The sequence below is a fragment of the Leclercia sp. M-A074-M genome (genome assembly GCF_965195605.1).
GTDB lineage: Bacteria > Pseudomonadota > Gammaproteobacteria > Enterobacterales > Enterobacteriaceae > Enterobacter.
In genome coordinates this window covers 192912-215616 of the sequence record NZ_CBDAHM010000008.1, presented here as the reverse complement: position 1 = coordinate 215616, position 22705 = coordinate 192912, and the positions used below count along the sequence as shown (strand labels likewise).

General features: G+C 57.1%; 23 protein-coding genes. 12 read left to right on the top strand and 11 right to left on the bottom strand.

Features of this window, described 5'->3' with window-relative positions:
- The first annotated feature begins 37 nt into the window (after window positions 1-37).
- Both ACOKCT_RS17330 and yoaE read left to right on the top strand, forming a co-directional pair.
- Entirely contained in the window at window positions 38-196 is a 159-nt protein-coding gene (locus ACOKCT_RS17330) for a protein YoaL (RefSeq protein ID WP_371413849.1), read from the top strand.
- Window positions 184-1743 (top strand): CNNM family cation transport protein YoaE, encoded by a 1560-nt coding sequence (yoaE, locus tag ACOKCT_RS17325; protein ID WP_103180023.1) that lies wholly within the window; start codon window positions 184-186, stop codon window positions 1741-1743. Before ACOKCT_RS17330 ends, yoaE begins: the two co-directional genes overlap by 13 nt.
- On the opposite strand, the gene ACOKCT_RS17320 is transcribed toward yoaE, so the two are convergent.
- From ACOKCT_RS17320 to pabB, 4 genes are all read right to left on the bottom strand, one after another.
- The gene (locus ACOKCT_RS17320; protein ID WP_159339506.1) at window positions 1744-3336 is read right to left on the bottom strand and encodes an EAL domain-containing protein; all 1593 of its coding nucleotides are present in this window, start codon (window positions 3334-3336) and stop codon (window positions 1744-1746) included.
- 164 nt (window positions 3337-3500) lie between these two features.
- The gene (gene sdaA / locus ACOKCT_RS17315) at window positions 3501-4865 is read right to left on the bottom strand and encodes an L-serine ammonia-lyase (RefSeq protein WP_103180021.1); all 1365 of its coding nucleotides are present in this window, start codon (window positions 4863-4865) and stop codon (window positions 3501-3503) included.
- A gap of 183 nt (window positions 4866-5048) precedes the next feature.
- On the bottom strand, window positions 5049-5627 hold the full coding sequence (locus tag ACOKCT_RS17310; protein ID WP_103822349.1) for a CoA pyrophosphatase: 579 nt from the start codon (window positions 5625-5627) through the stop codon (window positions 5049-5051).
- A 3-nt stretch (window positions 5628-5630) separates the two neighbouring features.
- The gene (gene pabB, locus ACOKCT_RS17305; protein WP_159339504.1) at window positions 5631-6983 is read right to left on the bottom strand and encodes an aminodeoxychorismate synthase component 1; all 1353 of its coding nucleotides are present in this window, start codon (window positions 6981-6983) and stop codon (window positions 5631-5633) included.
- 61 nt (window positions 6984-7044) lie between these two features.
- On the opposite strand from pabB, the gene ACOKCT_RS17300 reads away from it, so the two are divergent.
- Window positions 7045-7227, top strand: coding sequence for a YoaH family protein (locus ACOKCT_RS17300; RefSeq protein WP_039030781.1), 183 nt, complete (start codon window positions 7045-7047; stop codon window positions 7225-7227).
- Between the two features lie 5 nt (window positions 7228-7232).
- Here the strand turns inward: ACOKCT_RS17300 and ACOKCT_RS17295 are convergent, their stop codons facing one another.
- A complete protein-coding gene (locus ACOKCT_RS17295) occupies window positions 7233-7577 on the bottom strand; it encodes a RidA family protein (RefSeq protein ID WP_103180017.1) in 345 nt (114 codons plus the stop codon).
- Window positions 7578-7703: 126 nt separating this feature from the next.
- On the opposite strand from ACOKCT_RS17295, the gene ACOKCT_RS17290 reads away from it, so the two are divergent.
- The 5 genes from ACOKCT_RS17290 to rnd all read left to right on the top strand — a co-directional run bounded on the left by ACOKCT_RS17290 (window position 7704) and on the right by rnd (window position 14093).
- A complete protein-coding gene (locus ACOKCT_RS17290; RefSeq protein WP_420193704.1) occupies window positions 7704-9614 on the top strand; it encodes an ATP-dependent DNA helicase in 1911 nt (636 codons plus the stop codon).
- A 66-nt stretch (window positions 9615-9680) separates the two neighbouring features.
- Window positions 9681-10376, top strand: a complete 696-nt coding sequence (tsaB, locus tag ACOKCT_RS17285) for a tRNA (adenosine(37)-N6)-threonylcarbamoyltransferase complex dimerization subunit type 1 TsaB (RefSeq protein WP_156654702.1) — start codon at window positions 9681-9683, stop codon at window positions 10374-10376.
- A 37-nt stretch (window positions 10377-10413) separates the two neighbouring features.
- Window positions 10414-11001: a Slp family lipoprotein gene (locus ACOKCT_RS17280; RefSeq protein WP_156654701.1), complete on the top strand. Its 588-nt coding sequence runs from the start codon at window positions 10414-10416 to the stop codon at window positions 10999-11001.
- Window positions 11002-11205: 204 nt separating this feature from the next.
- Window positions 11206-12891 (top strand): long-chain-fatty-acid--CoA ligase FadD, encoded by a 1686-nt coding sequence (fadD, locus tag ACOKCT_RS17275; protein WP_139156349.1) that lies wholly within the window; start codon window positions 11206-11208, stop codon window positions 12889-12891.
- A gap of 74 nt (window positions 12892-12965) precedes the next feature.
- Entirely contained in the window at window positions 12966-14093 is a 1128-nt protein-coding gene (gene rnd / locus ACOKCT_RS17270) for a ribonuclease D (protein ID WP_420193737.1), read from the top strand.
- Between the two features lie 98 nt (window positions 14094-14191).
- On the opposite strand, the gene minE is transcribed toward rnd, so the two are convergent.
- The 3 genes from minE to minC are packed head-to-tail and all read right to left on the bottom strand — an operon-like array spanning window position 14192 to window position 15993.
- The gene (gene minE / locus ACOKCT_RS17265) at window positions 14192-14461 is read right to left on the bottom strand and encodes a cell division topological specificity factor MinE (protein ID WP_103180012.1); all 270 of its coding nucleotides are present in this window, start codon (window positions 14459-14461) and stop codon (window positions 14192-14194) included.
- A 3-nt stretch (window positions 14462-14464) separates the two neighbouring features.
- Window positions 14465-15277: a septum site-determining protein MinD gene (gene minD / locus ACOKCT_RS17260; RefSeq protein ID WP_103180011.1), complete on the bottom strand. Its 813-nt coding sequence runs from the start codon at window positions 15275-15277 to the stop codon at window positions 14465-14467.
- A 23-nt stretch (window positions 15278-15300) separates the two neighbouring features.
- Complete coding sequence (gene minC, locus ACOKCT_RS17255; RefSeq protein ID WP_103180010.1) at window positions 15301-15993, bottom strand: septum site-determining protein MinC; 693 nt, start codon at window positions 15991-15993, stop codon at window positions 15301-15303.
- A 126-nt stretch (window positions 15994-16119) separates the two neighbouring features.
- Here minC and ACOKCT_RS17250 point away from each other — a divergent pair, with 126 nt between their 5' ends.
- The 3 genes from ACOKCT_RS17250 to ACOKCT_RS17240 all read left to right on the top strand — a co-directional run bounded on the left by ACOKCT_RS17250 (window position 16120) and on the right by ACOKCT_RS17240 (window position 17635).
- Window positions 16120-16395, top strand: a complete 276-nt coding sequence (locus tag ACOKCT_RS17250) for a YcgL domain-containing protein (RefSeq protein ID WP_103180009.1) — start codon at window positions 16120-16122, stop codon at window positions 16393-16395.
- A 46-nt stretch (window positions 16396-16441) separates the two neighbouring features.
- Window positions 16442-17101 (top strand): fumarylacetoacetate hydrolase family protein, encoded by a 660-nt coding sequence (locus tag ACOKCT_RS17245; RefSeq protein ID WP_420193703.1) that lies wholly within the window; start codon window positions 16442-16444, stop codon window positions 17099-17101.
- Window positions 17102-17194: 93 nt separating this feature from the next.
- Window positions 17195-17635, top strand: a complete 441-nt coding sequence (locus tag ACOKCT_RS17240; protein ID WP_103180007.1) for a YcgN family cysteine cluster protein — start codon at window positions 17195-17197, stop codon at window positions 17633-17635.
- 101 nt (window positions 17636-17736) lie between these two features.
- Here ACOKCT_RS17240 and dsbB read toward each other — a convergent pair whose 3' ends face one another.
- A complete protein-coding gene (gene dsbB / locus ACOKCT_RS17235; protein WP_103180006.1) occupies window positions 17737-18267 on the bottom strand; it encodes a disulfide bond formation protein DsbB in 531 nt (176 codons plus the stop codon).
- A 141-nt stretch (window positions 18268-18408) separates the two neighbouring features.
- Entirely contained in the window at window positions 18409-19947 is a 1539-nt protein-coding gene (gene nhaB, locus ACOKCT_RS17230) for a sodium/proton antiporter NhaB (RefSeq protein WP_103180005.1), read from the bottom strand.
- Window positions 19948-20147: 200 nt separating this feature from the next.
- On the opposite strand from nhaB, the gene fadR reads away from it, so the two are divergent.
- Window positions 20148-20867 (top strand): fatty acid metabolism transcriptional regulator FadR, encoded by a 720-nt coding sequence (gene fadR, locus ACOKCT_RS17225; protein ID WP_103180004.1) that lies wholly within the window; start codon window positions 20148-20150, stop codon window positions 20865-20867.
- A 126-nt stretch (window positions 20868-20993) separates the two neighbouring features.
- Here the strand turns inward: fadR and ACOKCT_RS17220 are convergent, their stop codons facing one another.
- Complete coding sequence (locus tag ACOKCT_RS17220; RefSeq protein ID WP_103180003.1) at window positions 20994-22526, bottom strand: SpoVR family protein; 1533 nt, start codon at window positions 22524-22526, stop codon at window positions 20994-20996.
- Between the last annotated feature and the right edge of the window lie 179 nt (window positions 22527-22705).

The window sequence follows — 22705 nt, the reverse complement described above, 5'->3', positions numbered from 1 at the left end:
GTTTAATTGTCAGGAGTATGGGGCAGTAGCCCACTGTATGGACCGTCACCGACGCCAGTCACACACCCGGCCAGCTCTGGCCAGCCTTATCGGCGATTCGCGCCACTCACTGTTTACGTTCTTTACCGCTTCGCCCGACCTTTTCGCGGCGCCGTTTTGCCATTCCTTTAGCAGGAGCTTGTCATGGAATTCTTAATGGACCCGCAAATCTGGGTAGGATTGCTCACGCTGGTGGTACTTGAGATCGTTCTCGGTATCGATAACCTCGTGTTTATCGCGATCCTTGCGGATAAACTTCCACCTAAACAACGTGATAAAGCACGTTTAATCGGTCTGTCGCTGGCGCTGATTATGCGTCTTGCGCTGCTGTCGGTGATCTCATGGATGGTTACGCTTACGCAACCGCTGTTCACTGCCTTCAACTTCACCTTCTCAGGGCGCGACCTGATCATGCTGCTGGGGGGGATATTCCTGCTCTTCAAAGCCACAACCGAGCTCCATGAACGGCTGGAAAACCGCCAGCACGACGACGGACACGGTAAAGGCTATGCCAGCTTCTGGGTAGTGGTACTGCAAATCGTGGTACTGGACGCGGTCTTCTCCCTCGACGCGGTCATTACCGCTGTCGGTATGGTGAATCATCTGCCGGTGATGATGGCGGCCGTGATCATCGCGATGGCGGTGATGCTACTCGCCTCGAAGCCGTTGACGCGATTCGTTAACCAGCATCCGACCGTGGTGGTGCTCTGTCTGAGCTTCCTGCTGATGATCGGTTTGAGCCTGGTGGCAGAAGGTTTCGGCTTCCATATTCCGAAAGGCTATCTGTACGCCGCAATTGGTTTCTCCATCATTATAGAGCTGTTTAACCAGATTGCCCGTCGCAACTTTATTCGCCAGCAGTCGAACCAGCCGCTGCGTGCCCGGACCGCTGATGCGATTTTGCGTCTGATGGGTGGCCGCCGCGAAGCCAAAGCACAGCAGGACAGCGATAACCATGTCCCGGTGCCGGTTCCGGAAGGCGCCTTTGTTGAAGAAGAGCGCTATATGATTAACGGCGTGCTGTCCCTGGCCTCGCGTTCCCTGCGCGGCATCATGACCCCGCGCGGTGAAATCAGCTGGGTCGATGCCAGACTGAGCGTGACGGAAATCCGCCAGCAGCTGCTCTCCTCTCCGCACAGCCTGTTCCCGGTGTGTCGCGGCGAGCTGGATGAGATCATCGGCGTGGTTCGTGCCAAAGAGATGCTGGTGGCACTGGAAGAGGGCGTGGACGTTGAGGCCATTGCCGCCGCATCGCCTGCTATCGTGGTGCCGGAAACGCTCGACCCGATCAACCTGCTTGGCGTACTGCGCCGTGCCCGGGGTAGCTTTGTTATCGTGACCAACGAGTTTGGCGTGGTACAGGGTCTGGTTACGCCGCTGGATGTTCTTGAAGCGATTGCCGGTGAGTTCCCGGATGCCGACGAAACGCCGGAGATCGTTAACGATAATGATGGCTGGCTGGTCAAAGGCACCACGGATCTGCATGCCCTGCAACATACGCTGGGGCTGGAACACCTGACCAACCACGATGAAGATATCGCGACGGTGGCCGGTCTGGTGATTGCCGTGAACGGTCAAATTCCGCGAGCCGGTGATGTGCTTGAGCTGCCGCCGCTGAAGATAACCATCGTGACCGCCAACGATTACCGCGTTGATCTGGTGCGCATTGTTAAAGAACAGTCCGCCCACGACGAAGAAGAGTAATTACGGAGCCGACGGCATCATATCGCCGTTATGAGAGGCTGGCGGAGGTGAACTCTCCGCCAGCCACTGCGGGAAATCCCGCAGTGGCATCGGCCGCGCGTACAAAAATCCCTGAAGGATATCCACCCCGTGCAGGCGCAGATGGCTCGCCTGGTCGCTGTTTTCCACCCCTTCAGCCACCAGTTCAATATTCAGACGCTGGGCCAGGGCGATAATAATGTCTGTCACCGTTGAGTTGACGGCATCCGTGCCGATGGCGGCGGTAAAAGATTTATCAATTTTCAGCACTTCCGGATTGAGTTTCTCCAGCCACGAAAGCGAACTGCTCCCGGTACCAAAATCGTCAATCGCCAGCTTCACCCCTTTCTGATGTAACGCCTCTACCATGGTGTAGTCCATCTCCAGCAGGGAATCGCGCTCGGTTAATTCAATGACTAGCTGCTGCGCGGGCTCGGCGCTGAACCAGACGCGGTTCAGGTCATGAAGCAGAGTGCCGTCACGGAAATGGCTGGCCGCGACGTTGATCCCAATATGAAAGCCCGGCGCGGTAGGAAACATCGCCAGATGGCGGACGGTTTCGATAAGCACGTAGCGGGTGAGGGGGACAATCAGGTTATGCTCCTCCGCCAGTGGAATAAAAATATCCGGGGCGATCCACCCCTGCCGCGGATTATTCCAGCGCAGAAGAATTTCCACGCCGACGCAATCCTGTTTTTTGGCATCGATCAGCGGCTGGCAAAAGAGCTCAAACTCACCGGAGGCCAGGCCAAAGTTGATCTCCCGGGTAAAGCTCATGCGACTGGCGGTGGCAAGCCAGGCGATATACCCCACCAGCATGCTGAATATCACCGCCAGCGGCAGCTGCGACGGCAGATTTTTCAGCGCCAGCGCGGTCAGCCCCGGGCCGTTGACGGTGATGATGAAAGGAAAGTTGAGGGAAGCCTGCTGGTAAACGTTGTCGCCAGCGTCTGTCACCAGCCTGTCCGAAAGCTGGCGCTCATGGTTCAGGTACTTACCGCCGACGCTGAGGTTAACGTCGCTGATGAGCGGCAGCTGGGGCTCCAGCAGCATCCGGGCGATAAGATCGATATTCACAATCTCCATGATGCCATCCTCACTCTGGCCGGGCGCCGGATACCATTGGATCAGCACCGGGCTGCCTTTCATCAGCGGCTGGTCTGTGGTCAGGAGCAGTAAGGGCTGCGCGGCGGGCAGCAGGGGCTGAAACTGGCTGATGGGGATATCGCGGTCACCGAACATGCTTGAGCAATAGAGAATGCCGTCTTTAATCAGGCCGATTGAGCGCACGGTTTGCAGGGAGGCGGCGTGCTTGCGCAGTAAAAAGTTGACCTCCACGCAGGGCAGGCCGATAAGCGGTTGTACCACCTCGCGTCCCGTCTCCAGCGGCTGCAGGATCTTATCCAGCGTATCGACAGCATGGGAGACAAAGGCCACGGTGGTCTGCTGATTTAAATTGCGCTGTGAAATAAAGCCGATAATTAGCGTGCAAACGAGAGTGGAAAGGGACAGCAGGAGGCAAACGATTACCCGTTTGCGGTGATAATTTTTAATTATCCTGTGCGTTGTTTGCATGCCACGGTCACCTGAAGAGCCACTGGCGCAGATGCCCGTGGCAACCTGGCTAGTGTAGTCGGCATTATTTCAGGTAACGAGGAAAGGGGATGAAATTCGCCCATCCCTATCAGATGGGCGTTTAAAGCATGAAAGACGAAAGTCGCAGAAGCGCTTTCAGCGTCTTAGTCGCACTGCACCTTAATGGCCAGACCGCCGCGGGACGTTTCGCGGTATTTGGCGTTCATATCTTTACCGGTTTCGTACATGGTTTCGATCACCTTATCCAGCGAGACGCGCGGTTCGCTGGTACGGCGCATCGCCATACGGGAGGCGTTGATCGCTTTTACGGAGGCAATCGCGTTACGCTCAATACATGGCACCTGCACCTGACCGGCAACCGGGTCACAGGTCAGACCGAGGTTATGTTCCATGCCGATCTCGGCGGCCACGCATACCTGCTCCGGGCTGGCGCCCAGCAGCTCAGCCAGACCGGCTGCCGCCATGGAACAGGCCACGCCCACTTCACCCTGACAGCCAACCTCAGCGCCGGAAATGGAGGCATTCATCTTATACAGCGCACCCACCGCGCCTGCGGCGAGGAAGTAGCGAATATAGATATCCGGGCTTACCGATTCGATAAAGTGATCGTAGTAGGCCAGCACTGCCGGAACGATCCCGCAGGCACCGTTGGTCGGCGCGGTCACCACGCGGCCACCGGCAGCGTTCTCTTCGTTCACCGCGAGGGCAAACATGTTGACCCAGTCCACCACGTTCATCGGATCGTTGGAGTACTTATCCGTCGTGACCAGCATCCGGCGCAGGGCGGAGGCACGACGCGGCACGCGCAGTGGGCCAGGCAGTACCCCTTCCGTATTCATACCGCGATCGATACAGGCGCGCATGGTCTGCCAGACGTTGGCGAAATAGTCTTCAATCTCTTTCTTGCTGTGCAGCGCCAGCTCGTTCTGCATCACCATGCCGGAGAGGGACAGGCCAGTCTCCTTACAGTAATTCAGCATTTCTGTCGCCGATTTGAACGGGTAAGGCACCTTTACGTCGCCCGTGACGTCCTGGCCGAAATGCTCTTCATCGACGATGAAGCCGCCGCCGATGGAGTAGTAGGTCTTGCTGTAGACCACTTTCTCGCCGCTAAAGGCGTGGATCTGCATCCCGTTTTCATGCAGGGAGAGGTTGTCGCTGCGAAAACGCATGCCGTCGTCCTGCGGGAAATCGACTTCATGCCGGCCATTCGCCAGCAGCAGACGACCGCGCGTTTCCACGTCGCGAATAAACGCCGGAATGGCGTCAATATCTACGGTGTCCGGCATATTCCCGGCCAGACCCATAATAATGGCGATATCGGTGTGGTGGCCTTTACCCGTAAGCGACAGTGAACCGTAAACGTCTACAGCCACGCGGGTAACGCTATCCAGTAATCCTTTTTCGACCAGGTCATCGACGAACTGTTTACCGGCCTTCATCGGCCCGACAGTGTGGGAAGAAGAGGGACCAATCCCCACTTTGAACATGTCGAATATACTAATCACTTTAACACTCCTGACAGGGTTACCGGGTTTCCAGTAACGATGTAATAACTTCGCATAGTGTAAGAGGGAACCCTGTCGTCAGCTTAACTATTCACATGAATTAAACTAATGATTAACGCCTGATAAACTAATAGCGGGAGGCCGATCGCAAAGGCGCAAAAAAGAGGCGAATGTAAAGTATAGTCAAGGTTTCAGGCCGATCTGCAGCGCCAGCTCACGAATTATTCCCGCCGTCATGCCCCAGACAAAATAATGCTCATACCAGGAGAGCCACACCCGATGATCGTGGCCACGGCGATGAATATCGAGCGGATGATAACGGCCCAGACGCAGGGCTTCCGCCAGCGGCATTTCAAAGACCGACTCCACTTCGTCCTCGCTGGCGTGATAGTGCAGATCCGGCGGAATAATCCCCACCACCGGCGTGACCTGAAAGCCAGTAACGCTGTCCACCGGCGGCAGGACGCCAATCACTTCGACCTTGTGCGGCGGGATCGCCACCTCTTCCTCGGCTTCACGCAGGGCGGCGGCAATTAATGAGGCGTCGGTGCTGTCCACCGCGCCGCCGGGAAAGGCCACCTGACCGGCATGTTTACGCAGCTTCGCCGAGCGCCGGGTCAACAGCAGGCCCGGCTGCTCCCGGCGCACCACCGGGATCAATACTGCCGCCTGACGCTGGTTCAGCGACGTGCTGTTCACCTGCGGGCGCAACAGCTGAAAACGCGATAAAAAATGGTCGAGGGTCAGGTCGTGAGTATTCACCAGTTAGCACTCCAGTTGTTGCAGAATACGATTTACTTTATCAAACGTTTCCTGATATTCCGCCCCGGCCTGGCTGTCAGCCACAATGCCACCGCCTGCGGAACAGTAGAGCTGCCCCTCCACCGCCGTCAGGGTGCGAATGGTGATGCTGGTATCCATGCCGCCGCAGAGGCTGATATAGCCGATGCTGCCGCACCATGCGTTCCGGCGATGCGGCTCCAGTTCGTCGATGATCTCCATCGCCCGCACTTTTGGCGCGCCGGTGATCGACCCGCCGGGAAACGCGGCGCGCAGCAGATCGCACGCGGTCTGCGCTTGCGGCAGGCGGGCGGTGATGGTGCTCACCAGATGATGCACGGCGGGGAAGGGCTCCACCACGAACAGCTCCGGCACCCGCACGCTTCCCGGCTCCGCCACCCGGCCAATATCATTGCGCATCAGATCGACAATCATCAGATTCTCGGCTCTGTCTTTCGGCGAGGCGGCGAGCTTCTCAGCCTGCTGGCGATCCGCCTCGGCATCCGCCAGCCGCGGCAGGGTGCCTTTAATGGGACGGGTCTGGATGGTGCCTTCCGCAAGGTGGATAAAACGCTCCGGGGAGAGGCTCAGGATCGCCCCCTCTTCAAGACGCAAAAAGGCGCTGAAGGGGGCGCGGTTGTTGGCGTTCAGCCGGGTAAACGCCTGCCATTCGTCGCCCTCGTAGCGGGCCTGGAAACGCTGGGCCAGATTCACCTGATAGCAGTCGCCGCTGTGCAGGAAGGCCTGCACGCGCTCAAATTTGTCGTTGTACTCCGCCGCGGTCATATTGGCCTGCCAGCCGGAGGTCAACCGGAATGCAGGTACGTTCTCAGGGGGGCGCTGTGCTTCAAGCCAGGCCAGCCGCGCCTGTACATCGCCATGACAGACCAGCGACACCCGCTCTTTGTGGTGATCGACGATTATCGCCCAGTCATACAGGCCCACCGCCATATCCGCCAGGGTGATATCACGCAAGGCCCGTTCCGGTAGCTTTTCGAAGCGGCGGCCAAGGTCATAGCCGAACAGCCCCAGCGCGCCGCCCTGGAAGGGGAGGTCCGGGTCAGGCATGCAGGGCAGGCCCATCTCATCAAGGGCCTGCTGCAACAAACTCAGCGGGCAGGCGTCAGAATGAACCCCGTCGATCAGCGTATCCGCTCCGTGCGTCACCAGTGTGCTGCGCGGGTCAGCGACCAGAATGTCAAAGCGACTGTAGGTGTGATCCGCATGGCCCGAGTGCAGCAGCATGGCCCACGGCAGATGGCTGAGCGGAGCAAACCAGAATTCTGCGGCGTCAGGACGCCACGGTAATGTCATAACAGTGGGGGATAGCGAGTTCATGGGTGGTAAACAACCGGGCAGCGTGAAATAATTAGCGCCAATAATTTAGCAGGAGTTGACAATGTTTGCAGGTTTACCTTCACTGAGCCACGAGCAGCAGCAAAAGGCCGTCGAGCGCATACAGGAGCTGATGTCCCAGGGGATGAGCAGCGGGCAGGCAATTTCTCAGGTGGCAGAAGAGCTTCGCGCCACCCATACCGGCGAGCGGATCGTGGCGCGTTTTGAGGATGATGAAGAGGAGTAACGCCCTTACACCGCAGCGATAATCTTAATCTCAACCTTATACTGCGGCTTCATCAGCGTCGCCTGTACCGTGCAGCGGACAGGCGCGTGACCCGCCACCACCCACTCGTCCCAGGCTTTGTTCATCGCCGCAAAATCCTCTTTACTGGCAAGGAAAATGGTCGCATCCAGAATGCGGGATTTGTCGCTGCCCTGTTTTTCCAGCACTGCGTCAATCTGCGCCAGGGTATTGGCGGTCTGCTCATAGGCGTCGGCATCCAGGTTTTCCGGTACGCCGGTGTAGTAGAGGGTCTGGTTGTGGATCACTACATCTGACCAGCGGGCTTCGGCATCAATGCGCACAATTGTCATACACGTTTCCTCGTTATGGTGACTTTCTGCGGGCAAGACTGCCATATTGTTTTGCCTGCGTCACTCTCGACTGGCGCCAGGACGATCGGCCTGACATAATCCCTGTGCAAAAATACAGGGGGCAGAGTGGCAGACGATTTCGCAGCAGACGGACAGTTAGCAAAGGCAATTCCCGGCTTCAGGCCGCGCGAACCGCAGCGCCAGATGGCGCACGCGGTAGCCGAGGCGATCGACAGCGCCCAGCCACTGGTGGTAGAGGCGGGGACCGGCACCGGTAAAACGTACGCCTATCTGGCGCCAGCGCTGCGCACGAAGAAAAAGGTGATCATCTCCACCGGTTCGAAAGCGTTGCAGGATCAGCTCTACAGCCGCGATCTGCCCACCGTCGCCAAAGCCCTGAAATACAAAGGCCGTCTGGCCCTGCTGAAAGGGCGCTCCAACTATCTCTGTATTGAGCGGCTCGAACAGCAGGCGCTGGCGGGCGGCGATCTGCCGGTACAGACCCTCAGCGATGTGATCATCCTGCGCAGCTGGGCCAACCAGACCCAGGATGGCGATATCAGTACCTGCGCCAGCGTCGCCGAAGACTCTCCTGCCTGGCCACTGGTCACCAGCACCAACGACAACTGTCTGGGCAGCGACTGTCCGCTCTATAAAGACTGTTTTGTGGTCAAAGCGCGTAAAACGGCGATGGAGGCCGACGTGGTGGTGGTGAACCACCACCTCTTCCTTGCGGACATGGTGGTGAAAGAGAGCGGTTTTGGCGAGCTGATCCCCGAAGCCGAGGTGCTGATCTTCGACGAAGCCCATCAGCTCCCCGATATCGCCAGCCAGTATTTCGGCCAGTCGCTCTCCAGCCGCCAGCTGCTGGATCTGGCGAAAGATTTTACCATCGCCTACCGCACCGAACTGAAAGATACCCAGCAGCTACAGAAGTGCGCCGACCGTCTGGCGCAGAGTACGCAGGATTTTCGCATGCAGCTTGGCGATCCGGGTTTTCGTGGCAACCTGCGCGAACTGCTGGCCGATCAGCATATTCAGCGCGCGCTGCTGCTGCTGGATGACGCCCTGGAGCTCTGTTATGACGTGGCGAAGCTCTCCCTCGGCCGTTCGGCGCTGCTGGATGCCGCCTTTGAACGCGCCACGCTCTACCGCGCGCGCCTGAAACGGCTGAAAGAATTTAACCAGCCCGGCTACAGCTACTGGTACGAATGCAACTCGCGCCATTTCACCCTCGCGCTGACGCCGCTCACCGTGGCCGATAAGTTCCAGGATGTGATGGCGCAGAAGCCGGGTAGCTGGATCTTTACCTCCGCCACGCTGTCGGTTAACGACGATCTGCACCATTTTACCGAACGTCTCGGCATCGCAGAGGCCAAATCCCTGCTGCTGCCGAGCCCGTTTGATTACGCCACCCAGGCGCTGCTCTGCGTGCCGCGCAACCTGCCGCTGCCTAATCAGCCCGGCGCCGCCCGCCATCTGGCGGCGATGCTCAAGCCGATGATTGAGGCCAACAACGGCCGCTGCTTTATGCTCTGCACCTCCCACGCCATGATGCGCGATCTGGCGGAGCAGTTCCGCGCCACCATGACGCTGCCGGTACTGTTGCAGGGTGAAACCAGCAAAGGCCAGCTGCTGCAGCAGTTTGTCAGCCACGGCAATGCCCTGCTGGTGGCCACGAGTAGCTTCTGGGAAGGGGTCGACGTGCGCGGCGATACCCTGTCGCTGGTGATCATCGACAAACTGCCCTTTACCTCGCCGGACGATCCGTTGCTGAAAGCACGGATGGAAGATTGCCGCCTGCGGGGAGGCGATCCGTTTGATGAGGTGCAGCTTCCGGATGCGGTCATTACCCTTAAGCAGGGAGTGGGGCGCCTGATCCGTGACGTGGAGGATCGCGGAGTGCTGGTGATCTGCGATAACCGCCTGGTCATGCGACCTTACGGTGCCACCTTTATCGCCAGCCTGCCGCCGGCGCCACGTACCCGGGATATCGATCGCGCCGTGCGTTTCCTTGCCGCGTCGCAGACGCAGTAATTTGCTGGTGGGTGTGCTAAAATGCGCCCCTTTTTGTGACTGACCACTGCGAGAGCGCGACAATACATGCGAATTCTGGCTATCGATACCGCCACGGAGGCCTGCTCCGTTGCCCTGTGGAATGACGGTACTCCCTTTGCTCATTTCGAAGAGTGCCCCCGGGAACACACCCAACGTATCCTGCCTCTGGTGAAGATGATCCTCACCGAGGGCAATACCTCTCTTACCGACCTCGATGCGCTGGCCTATGGCCGTGGTCCGGGCAGCTTTACCGGCGTTCGCATCGGTATCGGCATTGCCCAGGGGCTGGCGTTGGGCGCTGAACTGCCGATGATTGGCATCTCGACCCTGGCGACCATGGCGCAGGGGGCGTGGCGCCGTACCGGTGCGACCCGCGTGCTGGCGGCTATTGATGCCCGAATGGGCGAAGTCTACTGGGCGGAGTACACCCGTGACGAGCAAGGCGTCTGGCACGGGGAAGAGAGCGAAGCGGTGCTCACGCCGGAAGCGGCAGGTGAGCGCATGAAGCAGCTTTCCGGTGAGTGGGCGACCGTCGGGACCGGCTGGCCAGCCTGGCCTGACATGGCAAAGGAGAGCGGTCTGACCCTGGTGGACGGCACTGTCCTGTTACCTGCCGCAGAAGATATGCTGCCCATCGCTTGTCAGATGCTGGAGGCAGGGCAAACCGTGGCGGTGGAGAAAGCCGAGCCGGTTTATTTGCGAAACACCGTAGCGTGGAAGAAACTTCCGGGCCGGGAGTGAATCTCAGTATAAGAGCCTGAGAAAAAGGAGTCGCATCATGGCGGTTCAAAAATATGTCGTTCGTCTGCTGACCGTCGGGGCGCTGGCCCTGGCGTTAACGGGATGTATCTCCGTGCCTGATGCCATCCAGGGCAGCAGCCCCACGCCGCAGCAGGATCTGGTCCGGGTGATGAACGCCCCGGAACTCTACGTGGGTCAGGAAGCGCGTTTCGGCGGTAAAGTCGTGGAGGTGCTCAACCAGCAGGGGAAAACCCGTCTGGAGATTGCCACCGTTCCCCTCGACAGCGGCGCGCGTCCGGTGCTGGGTGAAGCCTCACGAGGCCGTATCTATGCCGATGTTAACGGCTTCCTCGACCCGGTGGATTTCCGGGGGCAACTGATCACCGTAGTGGGACCGATCACCGGCGCAGAGCAGGGTAAAGTCGGCAACACGCCTTATAAATTCATGACCATGCAGGCCAACGGCTATAAACGCTGGCGGGTGCAGCAGCAGGTGATGATGCCGCCACCCGACCCCTGGTACTGGGGACCGCATCCATGGCGTTATGGCTATGGTTACGGCTACGGCGGATGGCCAGGCTATGGTCCCGGTCCGGCTCAGGTCCGAACGATAGTAACAGAGTAAGTCACTGTTATTCTTAATTAAGAAACAGCGGCCCGTCCGCTGTTTTGTTTTTTCCACGGTAATAAGAAAAATAAATAGTGACGCGCTTCGCAACCTTAAATCCGGACAATAAATAAACTGGTACGCTGAGTTAATATTATGTTAACGACTTGTTTATTAACCGGGGTTGTGATGACGACGAACACGCATTTCAGAGGTGATGTAGTGAAGAAGGTTTGGCTTAACCGATATCCTGCGGATGTTCCCGCAGAGATAAATCCTGACCGTTATCAATCCCTGGTTGAACTGTTTGAAAACTCCGTAACGCGTTACGCCGATCAGCCTGCGTTTGTGAACATGGGCGAGGTGATGACCTTCCGTAAACTGGAAGAGCGCAGCCGGGCCTTTGCCGCCTATCTGCAACAGGGCTTAGGCCTGCAGAAGGGCGATCGCGTGGCGCTGATGATGCCCAACCTGCTGCAGTATCCGGTGGCGCTGTTCGGCATTCTGCGCGCCGGGATGATCGTGGTTAACGTCAACCCGCTCTATACTCCGCGTGAGCTGGAACATCAGTTGAATGACAGCGGTGCCGCGGCGATTGTGATTGTCTCCAACTTCGCCCACACGCTGGAAAAAGTGGTTGATAAGACCCAGGTCAAACACGTCATCCTGACGCGGATGGGCGACCAGCTCTCCACCGCCAAAGGGACGCTGGTTAACTTCGTCGTCAAATATGTCAAACGTCTGGTGCCGAAATATCACCTGCCGGATGCCATCTCTTTTCGCCAGGCGCTGCACACCGGCTACCGGATGCAGTACGTTAAGCCTGAGATCGTCTCGCAGGATCTGGCCTTCCTGCAATATACCGGCGGCACAACCGGCGTGGCGAAAGGGGCGATGCTTACCCACCGCAACATGCTGGCGAACCTCGAACAGGTCAATGCCACCTACGGGCCGCTGCTGCATCGCGGCAAAGAGCTGGTCATTACTGCGCTGCCGCTGTATCACATTTTTGCCCTGACCATGAACTGTCTGCTGTTTATCGAACTCGGCGGGCAGAACGTGCTCATCACCAACCCGCGTGATATTCCGGGACTGGTGAAAGAGCTGGCGAAATATCCGTTTACCGCCATGACCGGGGTAAACACCCTGTTTAACGCGCTGCTCAATAATAAAGAGTTCCAGCAGCTCGATTTCTCCACCCTGCATCTGTCAGCGGGCGGCGGGATGCCGGTGCAGCAGGCGGTGGCCGAGCGCTGGGTCAAGCTCACCGGGCAGTACCTGCTTGAAGGCTATGGCCTGACCGAGTGCGCCCCGCTGGTGAGCGTAAACCCGCACGATATCGACTATCACAGCGGCAGCATTGGCCTGCCGGTGCCCTCCACCGAAGCTAAACTGGTGGATGACGACGATAACGAAGTGCCGCATGGCGAGCCTGGCGAGCTGTGCGTAAGAGGGCCGCAGGTGATGCTGGGTTACTGGCAACGCCCGGACGCTACCGACGAAATTATCAAGGATGGCTGGCTGCACACCGGCGACATCGCGGTGATGGATGACGAAGGTTTCCTGCGCATCGTCGATCGTAAGAAAGATATGATCCTGGTCTCCGGGTTCAACGTCTATCCCAACGAGATCGAAGAGGTGGTGATGCAGCACAACGGCGTACTGGAAGTGGCCGCAGTAGGGGTACCGGCAGGCAGCAGCGGCGAAACGGTAAAAATCTTTGTGGTGAAAAAAGATCCTGCCCTGAGCGAAGACGCGCTGATCACCTTCTGCCGTCGCCATCTTACCGGCTACAAAGTGCCGAAGCTGGTGGAGTTTCGCGACGAACTGCCAAAATCGAACGTCGGGAAGATATTACGACGAGAATTACGTGACGAAGCGCGCGCCAAAGTAGACAATAAAGGCTGAGCTTCGTGTTAGTCACCCAGAAACGCTGGCCTGGCCAGCGTTTTTTTATGGGCGCAAACCATAGAGAAAATGATTTGAATTACCAGATGATCACCACCAACGACGAACTGGCTTCGCTGTGCGATCTCACCCGCGATGCATCCGCCATCGCGCTGGACACCGAGTTTGTTCGTACCCGCACTTACTACCCGCAGCTGGGTCTCATCCAACTGTATGACGGCAAACGGGTATCGCTTATCGATCCGCTGGGGATCACCGACTGGACGCCGATGCGTGAGTTGCTGCTGGACACCGCCATCACCAAATATCTGCATGCCGGCAGTGAAGATCTGGAAGTTTTCCTCAACACCTTCGGCATCATGCCGCAGCCGCTGATTGATACCCAGATCCTCGCCGCGTTTGCGGGTCGTCCACTATCATGGGGCTTTGCTGCCATGGTGGAAGAGTATACCGGCCTTGTCATCGACAAGAGCGAATCCCGCACCGACTGGCTGGCGCGTCCGCTGACCGAACGTCAGCTCGACTACGCGGCGGCGGATGTGTTCTACCTGCTGCCCATCGCCAGTCAATTGATGAAAGAGGCCGAAGCCTCCGGCTGGCTGGCTGCGGCGCTGAATGAGTGCCAGATGACGCAGCAGCGTCGTCAGGAGATCGCCGACCCGAAAGAGGCGTGGCGCGACATCACCAACGCCTGGCAGCTGCGCACTCGTCAGCTGGCCTGTCTGCAACTGCTGGCCGACTGGCGTCTGCGTAAGGCGCGTGAGCGTGACCTGGCGGTGAATTTTGTGGTGCGTGAGGAGCATCTCTGGGCCGTGGCGCGGTACATGCCGGGCAGCATGGGCGAGCTGGACAGTATCGGGCTTTCGGGTTCGGAGATCCGTTTCCACGGGAAAACGCTGCTGGCGCTGGTGGCGAAAGCTCAGCAACTGCCGGATGAGGCGCTGCCGGAGCCGCTGCTGAATCTGATGGATATGCCAGGGTATCGCAAAGCATTTAAGGCGATCAAGGCCCTGGTGCAGGAGGTGGCGTCAGAGAGCAAAGTCAGCGCCGAGCTGCTGGCCTCACGCCGTCAGATCAACCAGCTGCTGAACGCGCACTGGAAGCTGAAACCGCAAAACGGCACGCCGGAACTGATTGCCGGATGGCGCGGGGAATTGATGGCCGATCGCCTGAATGCGTTACTGGAAGCGTATCCGCAGTAAGCGCGATCTGTAACCCCCGGCGGCGCTGCGCTTGCCGGGGCTACAAAACGACAAACCGTAGGCCGGGCAAACGACGTGCCGCCCGGCAATACGCACGTTTATGAACGCGACTCTTCCGCTTCCGGCAGGGTGACGTTGAGCTCCAGAATCGAGATATCTCCGTCTTTTTGCTCCAGCTGCACGGTGACCATTTCCGGGTCGATCTGCACGTATTTGCAGATCACTTCCAGGATGTCTTTGCGCAGCTGCGGCAGGTAGTGCGGTTCAGCGTCGCTGCGGCGGCGTTCCGCCACGATGATCTGAAGTCGTTCTTTAGCGATGTTGGCGGTGTTTTTTTTCCGCGAGAGAAAAAAGTCCAGTAATGCCATAACTTATCCTCCGAACAGGCGTTTGAGGAAACCTTTCTTCTCTTCTTCAATGAAGCGGAAAGGACGTTCTTCTCCGAGCAGACGATCCACAGTGTCCGCATACGCTTTACCCGCGTCTGCGTTGGCGTCGAGGATAACCGGTTCACCCTGGTTAGAGGCGCGCAGCACGGATTGATCTTCCGGGATAACGCCAACCAGTTTGATGCGCAGGATCTCCAGCACGTCTTCCATACTCAGCATATCACCTTTGCTGACACGACCCGGATTATAGCGGGTCAGCAGCAGGTGCTCTTTGATCGGTTCCTGACCATTTTCCGCTCGACGGGATTTTGAGGCAAGGATACCTAAAATACGGTCCGAGTCGCGCACGGATGAGACTTCCGGGTTGGTGGTGATGATCGCTTCATCGGCGAAGTAGAGCGCCATCAGCGCACCGGTTTCGATGCCCGCAGGTGAATCGCAGATCACGAAATCGAAGTCCATCTTGTTCAGCTCATCGAGCACTTTTTCCACGCCTTCACGGGTCAGCGCGTCTTTGTCGCGCGTCTGGGAAGCGGGAAGAATATAGAGATTATCGGTACGCTTATCTTTAATCATTGCCTGATTCAGCGTGGCATCACCCTGAATCACGTTTACAAAGTCGTAAACCACGCGGCGTTCACAACCCATAATCAGGTCAAGGTTACGCAGGCCGATATCAAAGTCGATAACGACAGTTTTCTTTCCCTTCTGGGCCAAACCAGTAGCGATGGCCGCGCTGGAGGTGGTCTTGCCAACGCCTCCTTTACCCGAAGTAACAACAATAATGCGTGCCATAGAAATTCCTTGTTAAAAAGGGATCAATTCAACGGTTGAACGGTCAAAGCGTTGTCTGCCAGACGCAAACGCGCTGCTTTGCCAGAAAATTCGGCCGGGATGTTATCGCTCAGCCAGTAAACACCTGCGATGGAGACCAGCTCCGCCTCCAGGTGGGTACAAAAAATTTGCGCATCGCGATCGCCACTGGCGCCTGCCAGCGCCCGGCCTCGCATTGAGCCATAGATATGAATATTGCCATCGGCAATAAGCTCCGCTCCTGCGCTGACGTGGTTTGTTACAATAAGGTCACAATTTGGCGCATAAATACGCTGCCCGGAACGTACCGGCAGGTCGATCAAACGCGTTTTTGTGGCGGGTGTAACAGGAAGTTCAGGCGGGGCAGGGGGCTCTGCGCGCGGGGCTTTATCTTTACCTTCGGTGAGCAGCGGAAGACCCGCCTCGTCGATTTCGGCTTTCAGTTCAGGATCTTTACAGCCGCTGATGCCGACAATCCGCAGCCCAGTAGCTAAGACCGCCTGTTGCAGCTGCTGCCAGTTAATCGGCGCTTCAAGATCGCTGACGTTAATGACGACGGGCGCATGTTTCAGAAATGCGGGCGCCTGGGCGATTTTGTCTTCTAACGCCTGACGAATAACCTCGGGTTTTGCTTCATGCAAATGAACCACTGATAAGGTGAAGCTACTGCCTTTAAGCTCGATTGGCGTGTTTGACATCCTGGCCTTACTCAATTTGCTTTTTACCACGGCGTGTGCGTCGTGATATTCCGAAGAGTATCAGGCATGTTATAGTCACAATTATATTGAGGCAAGTCACCCTCCCCGTTAATTCTGAGTAAATATATGTTTTGTGTGATCTACAGAAGTACCCAGCGCGACCAGACCTATCTTTATGTCGAAAAAAAGGACGATTTTTCCCGTGTGCCTGAGGCGCTGATGAAGAGCTTCGGTAAGCCGCAACTGGTGATGCTCATGCCGCTTGACGGGCGTAAGCAGCTGAAGAACGCCGATCTGGAAAAAGTAAAAAGCGCGTTAGCCGAACAGGGCTATTATTTACAACTCCCTCCGCCGCAAGAGAATTTACTCAAACAGCATCTTGAGGCGCTGGGGAAAAAATAGTTTGAGATTAATCTGTCAGCGTTACATTAACCTTTAGGGGCTCATTATGTATCAGCATCATAACTGGCAAGGCGCCTTGCTGGATTATCCGGTCAGTAAAGTCGTCTGTGTGGGCAGTAATTACGCAAAGCATATTCAGGAAATGGGCAGTGCAGTTCCGGACGAGCCGGTGCTGTTTATTAAACCCGAAACCGCACTCTGCGATATCCGCCAGCCGCTGGTGATCCCGCAGGGGCTGGGGTCGGTGCACCACGAAGTGGAGCTGGCGGTGCTGATTGGCGCCACGCTGCGCCAGGCCTCTGAAGATCATGTGCAGAAGGCGATTGCCGGTTATGGTGTGGCGCTGGATCTCACCCTGCGCGAGGTGCAGGGCAAAATGAAAAAAGCGGGCCAGCCGTGGGAGAAAGCCAAAGGTTTTGATAATTCCTGCCCCATCTCCGGGTTTGTACCGGCGGCGGAGTTCCAGGACGATCCGCAGAATACGACCCTGAGCCTGAAAATTAACGGCGAAGTGCGTCAGCAGGGCTCTACCTCTGACATGATCCATAAGATTGTGCCGCTGATTGCCTATATGAGCCGTTACTTCACCCTGAAACCGGGCGATGTGATCCTCACCGGCACCCCGGAAGGGGTGGGGCCGCTGCACAGTGGCGATGAGGTGGACCTATCTGTCAACGGCCTGTCACTGAAAACACGCGTACTGTAATCCTCGCTTGCCGCGCTTTTCGGGCGGCAAAACTTGCATCGAGGTGCCAGACTGGTTATAAGGTGCGCTTTATTTTGACGTGTGGACATCCTTATGAGCGAAATCCCTTTCTGGCAAAGCAAAACTCTCGACAACATGACCGACGCCGAGTGGGAATCGCTTTGCGATGGTTGCGGGCAGTGCTGCCTGCATAAGCTGATGGATGAAGACTCGGACGAAATCTATTTCACCAATGTCGCCTGTAATCAGCTGAATATCAAAACCTGCCAGTGCCGCAACTACGAGCGGCGTTTCGAGCTGGAGCCGGACTGCATCAAGCTGACCCGGGATAACCTGCCGACCTTCGAATGGCTGCCCCCGACCTGCGCCTACCGCCTGCTGGCGGAAGGGAAAGATCTGCCGGCGTGGCACCCGCTGCTGACCGGCTCAAAAGCGGCGATGCACGGCGAGCGGATCTCCGTGCGTCATATCGCGGTGAAAGAGTCCGAGGTGCGCGACTGGGAAGACCATATTCTGAATCATCCCAACCGCTGATAATAAAAAACCCGCCAAGGCGGGTTTTTTAATGTGCGGCTTTTTTGCCGGGTGACGCTGCGCTTACCCGTAGGCCCGTGCAAGCGAAGCGCCGCCGGGCATCAACGACCAAACAGATCGCGTTTTTTCGCTTTAAACGGCTGGGCAATCAGCACCAGCAGCGCCACGATCAGGTAGGCGGCAAAAATGCCCACCAGCCACTGCGGCATCTCCAGGGTCAGGAATTCCCACTGACGCACGGCGCAGTCACCGGTAGCCACAAAGACCTGCGGCAGCCACTTGTCCAGCGGCAACCAGCTCGGGAAGCTGGCGGCAAAGTCACAGGTCTGGAACGGCGACGGGTGCAGCTGGATCATGGTGTGCTCCCAGGCCAGTTGCAGGCCTTTACCGGCACTGTAAAGCCAGATGGCAATGGCACCATAGCGCAGCGGGCTTTTTGGGGCGATGGCGCCCACCAGACCCGCGCCCATGACGCCAAACAGCGCGCAGCGTTCATAGATACAGAGTACGCATGGCTTCAGCAGCATTACGTGCTGGAACCACAATGCCACCATTTCTAACACGAAGGCGGTCAGGGCCAACAACAACCACGCCCCGCGACCGCGCGAGCACTGGTTCAAAAATTTCAACATAATCATTTCCCTGGAGCAGGTATAGAAAGCGCAGTGTAAACGAAATCAATCTACGCGCCAGCTTCAGCGCGTAAAATATAACGTAATCGAATACTTATCATGCACAAGTGCAGCCGGGCAATGACCGCCCGGCTGACTCATTTAATGCGTCGCCAGTATACCTGCCTGCAGCATCCATTGGGTAAAAGGAATGAGGGTAATTTTGACGCACAGCAAACCCACAGCGGTTAACACCAGGCTATAAGGCAGCGCCATCCATACCATCCGGCCATAAGAGAGGCGGATAAGTGGGGCGAGGGTGGAGGTCAGTAAGAACAGGAAGGCCGCCTGACCGTTTGGCGTGGCCACGGAAGGCAGGTTGGTGCCGGTATTGATCGCCACCGCCAGCAGTTCAAACTGCTCCCGGTCGATGATACCACTCTCCATCGCCGCTTTCGCTTCGTTGATATAGACCGAACCGACAAAGACGTTATCGGAGATGGCCGACAGCAGGCCGTTAAACAGATAAAACAGCGACAGCTGGGCATCGGGCGCCGCCTGCAGCACGAAGTTAATGATCGGCCCAAACAGGTGCTGATCGACGATCACCGCCACTACCGCGAAAAAGACCGCCAGCAGCGCAGTAAACGGCAGCGCTTCGGTAAAGGCTTTACCGATGGCATGTTCATCCGTCACGCCGGAGAAGGTGGTCGCCAGGATAATGACCGACAGACCAATCAGTCCCACCTCCGCCAGATGAAACGCCAGGGCGATAATCAGCCAGACGCCAATGATGCCCTGGGAAATCAGCGCCAGCCGCTGCTGACGGGTACGCTGGCTGCGGCTCTCTTCGTCGAAGCGTTGCAGCACGTCGCGCACCTGATTCGGCAGCAGGGTGCCGTAACCAAACCACCTGAACTTCTCCACCAGCCAGCAGGTGAGCAGGCCGCACACCAGCACCGGCACGCTGACGGGAGCAACGCGCAGGAAAAACTCGATAAAATTCCAGTCCGCGGCTTTGGCGATAATCAGGTTCTGCGGCTCGCCGACCATGGTCATGACGCCGCCCAGCGCAGTCCCCACGCCAGCATGCATCATCAGGCTGCGCAGAAAGGCGCGAAACTGCTCCAGCACGTCGCGCTGGTGGGCATCAACCTGACTGTCATCCTGCATGCCCGATGCCGGCTGGGAAGAGGCCACCCGGTGATAAATCCCGTAAAAGCCGACGGCGACGCTGATCACCACTGCCACCACGGTCAATGCATCGAGGAAGGCCGATAAAAAAGCGGCCGCCAGACAGAAGGCCAGCGACAGCAGTCTTTTTGAGGGGATGCTCAACAGCAGGCGGGTAAAAATGAACAGCAGCAGCTGCTTCATAAAATAGATCCCGGCCACCATAAACATCAGCAGCAGGAGCACTTCCAGGTTGGACGCCAGCTCTTCTCTCACGTGTTCCGCACTGGTCATCCCTATTGCTACCGCCTCGAAGGCCAGCAGGCCGCCCGGCAGCAGGGGGTAACACTTCAGCGCCATGGCCAGGGTAAAGATGAACTCTGCCACCAGCAACCAGCCTGCGGCAAAAGGACTCACCATAAAGATAAGCGGGTTAATTACCAGGAAGATAACCAGAGCCAGTTTGTACCAGTCGGGAGACTGGCCTAAAAAATTGCGCCAAAGGGCGCGACGATACGACATTTTCACAACAGATTTCCTTGCCCGTCACATAATTACGCACTAAGTATACGCAAATGGCGCCGGGGAAGGAGCGCAGGCCGCGTTTTTTTAAATGATAAAAATAAAACGGCGATCCCTTTTTTCTCGCCTCGCTGCGCTATCTGCCTCTGTCTGCCTCTGGTATGATGAGTGAATTTTGTAAAAAGCAGTGGAATGGAAAACTCACTATGGTAATAAAGGCGCAAAGCCCGGCGGGTTTCGCGGAAGAGTATATTATCGAAAGCATCTGGAACAACCGTTTCCCCCCAGGCTCGATTCTTCCCGCAGAACGCGAACTCTCTGAACTGATTGGCGTCACACGTACCACCTTACGTGAAGTGTTGCAGCGACTGGCACGCGACGGCTGGCTGACGATCCAACACGGCAAACCGACCAAAGTGAATAACTTCTGGGAAACGTCGGGTCTGAATATCCTTGAAACGCTTGCGCGCCTCGATCACGAGAGCGTGCCGCAGCTGATCGACAATCTGCTCTCCGTGCGCACCAACATCGCTACCATCTTTATCCGCACGGCGTTTCGCCAGCATCCGGATAAGGCGCAGGAGGTGCTCGCCCGCGCTACGGCGGTGGAAGATCACGCCGACGCCTTTGCGCTGCTGGATTACAACGTCTTCCGCGGGCTGGCGTTTGCCTCCGGCAACCCAATTTACGGCCTGATCCTCAACGGCATGAAAGGGCTCTATACCCGCATCGGTCGTCACTACTTCGCCAATCCGGAAGCCCGCAGCCTCGCGCTGGGCTTCTATCACAAGCTGAGCGAACTCTGTGCCGAAGGCCAGCACGATCAGGTGTATGACATCGTGCGTCGCTACGGTCGCGACAGCGGCGAGATCTGGCACCGGATGCAGAAGACCCTGCCGGGCGATCTCTCCATCCACGGCCGATAAAATAAAAAACCTCTCATCTGAGAGGTTTTTTTGCCGGGTGGCGGCTAAGCCTTACCCGGCCTACAAAATCCGCAATATATGTTTGCCGGATAAGCGAACGCCACCCGGCAAACAGGCGATACCGGCCTAAAGGATATTACCCTTAGGTGGGCAGCGCTCCAGCAACTCCACGCTGCCATCTTCGTTCTGCTGTTCAAGCAGAATGTCAAAGCCCCACAGACGATGTACGTGCTTCAGCACCTCTTTACGTCCTTTATCCAGCGGCGCGCGGTTATGCGGGATATAGCGCAGCGTCAGGGAGCGATCCCCGCGCAGATCCACATTCCAGACCTGAATATTCGGCTCCAGATTGCTTAAGTTGTACTGGGCCGAGAGACGGGAGCGGATCTCACGGTATCCCTCTTCATTGTGGATAGCCGAAATTTCCAGATAGTTGTTGTGATCGTCATCCAGAACCGTAAACAGGCGGAAATCACGCATCACCTTCGGCGACAGGAACTGGCTGATAAAGCTCTCATCTTTAAAGTCGCGCATCGCAAAATGGAGCGTCTCCAGCCAGTCGGAACCGGCGATATCCGGGAACCAGTATTTATCCTCGTCCGTCGGGTTCTGGCAGATACGCTTGATATCTTGGAACATGGCAAAGCCCAGCGCATAGGGGTTAATACCGCTGTACCACGGGCTGTTGTAAGGCGGCTGGAACACCACGTTGGTGTGGCTGTGCAGGAACTCCAGCATAAAGCGTTCGGTCACTTTGCCTTCGTCATAGAGGTGATTGAGGATAGTGTAGTGCCAGAAGGTGGCCCAGCCCTCGTTCATCACCTGGGTCTGCTTTTGCGGGTAGAAGTACTGACTCACCTTGCGCACGATGCGCAGGATCTCACGCTGCCACGGCTCCAGCAGCGGGGCGTTCTTCTCCATAAAGTAGAGCAGGTTCTCCTGCGGCTCAGAGGGATAACGGCGTGCTTCGGGAACCGCTTTCTCCTCTTCCCGTTTCGGCAGGGTACGCCACAGGGTATTCACCTGGCTTTGCAGATACTCTTCACGGCTTTTCTGCCGGGCTTTCTCCTCCTGCAAGGAGATCTTCTGCGGACGTTTGTAGCGATCCACGCCGTAGTTCATCAGCGCATGGCAGGAGTCCAGCAGCTTCTCGACCTCTTCCACCCCGTAGCGCTCTTCACATTCGGTAATGTAGTTTCGGGCGAAGATCAGGTAATCGACAATCGAGCTGGCGTCGGTCCAGCTGCGGAACAGGTAGTTATTTTTGAAAAACGAGTTGTGCCCGTAGCAGGCGTGCGCCATTACCAGCGCCTGCATGGTGATGGTGTTCTCTTCCATCAGGTAGGCGATACAGGGGTTTGAGTTAATGACGATCTCATAGGCCAGCCCCTGCTGACCGTGCTTGTAGAGCCGTTCGGTCTCAATGAATTTTTTACCAAACGACCAGTGGGTATAGTTAATGGGCATCCCGACGCTGGAGTAAGCGTCCATCATCTGTTCGGAGGTGATCACTTCGATTTGATGGGGATAGGCGTCCAGACGGTAGAGTTTTGCCACCCGGTCAATTTCCGCCAGATAGGTGTCCAGCAGCTCGAATGTCCAGTCGGGTCCATCGCTCAGACGAGTGGTGTCCTTATTCATGGAATCAATAGTAGCCATTAGCGCGCCCTCGTTGTTGGTAGCTCTCTCTGTCTGGAGAACCTCTTTTCAAGCATAGAACACGCCATTCAAAAGCGTGCTGGTGCGCTATTTTTTTCTTTGCGATTTCCCGTCGCGGGCATGACGAAAAGGGGGTGGGTAACAGCATAATCTGCTGGTTAAAAATGCCGCGCAGCATG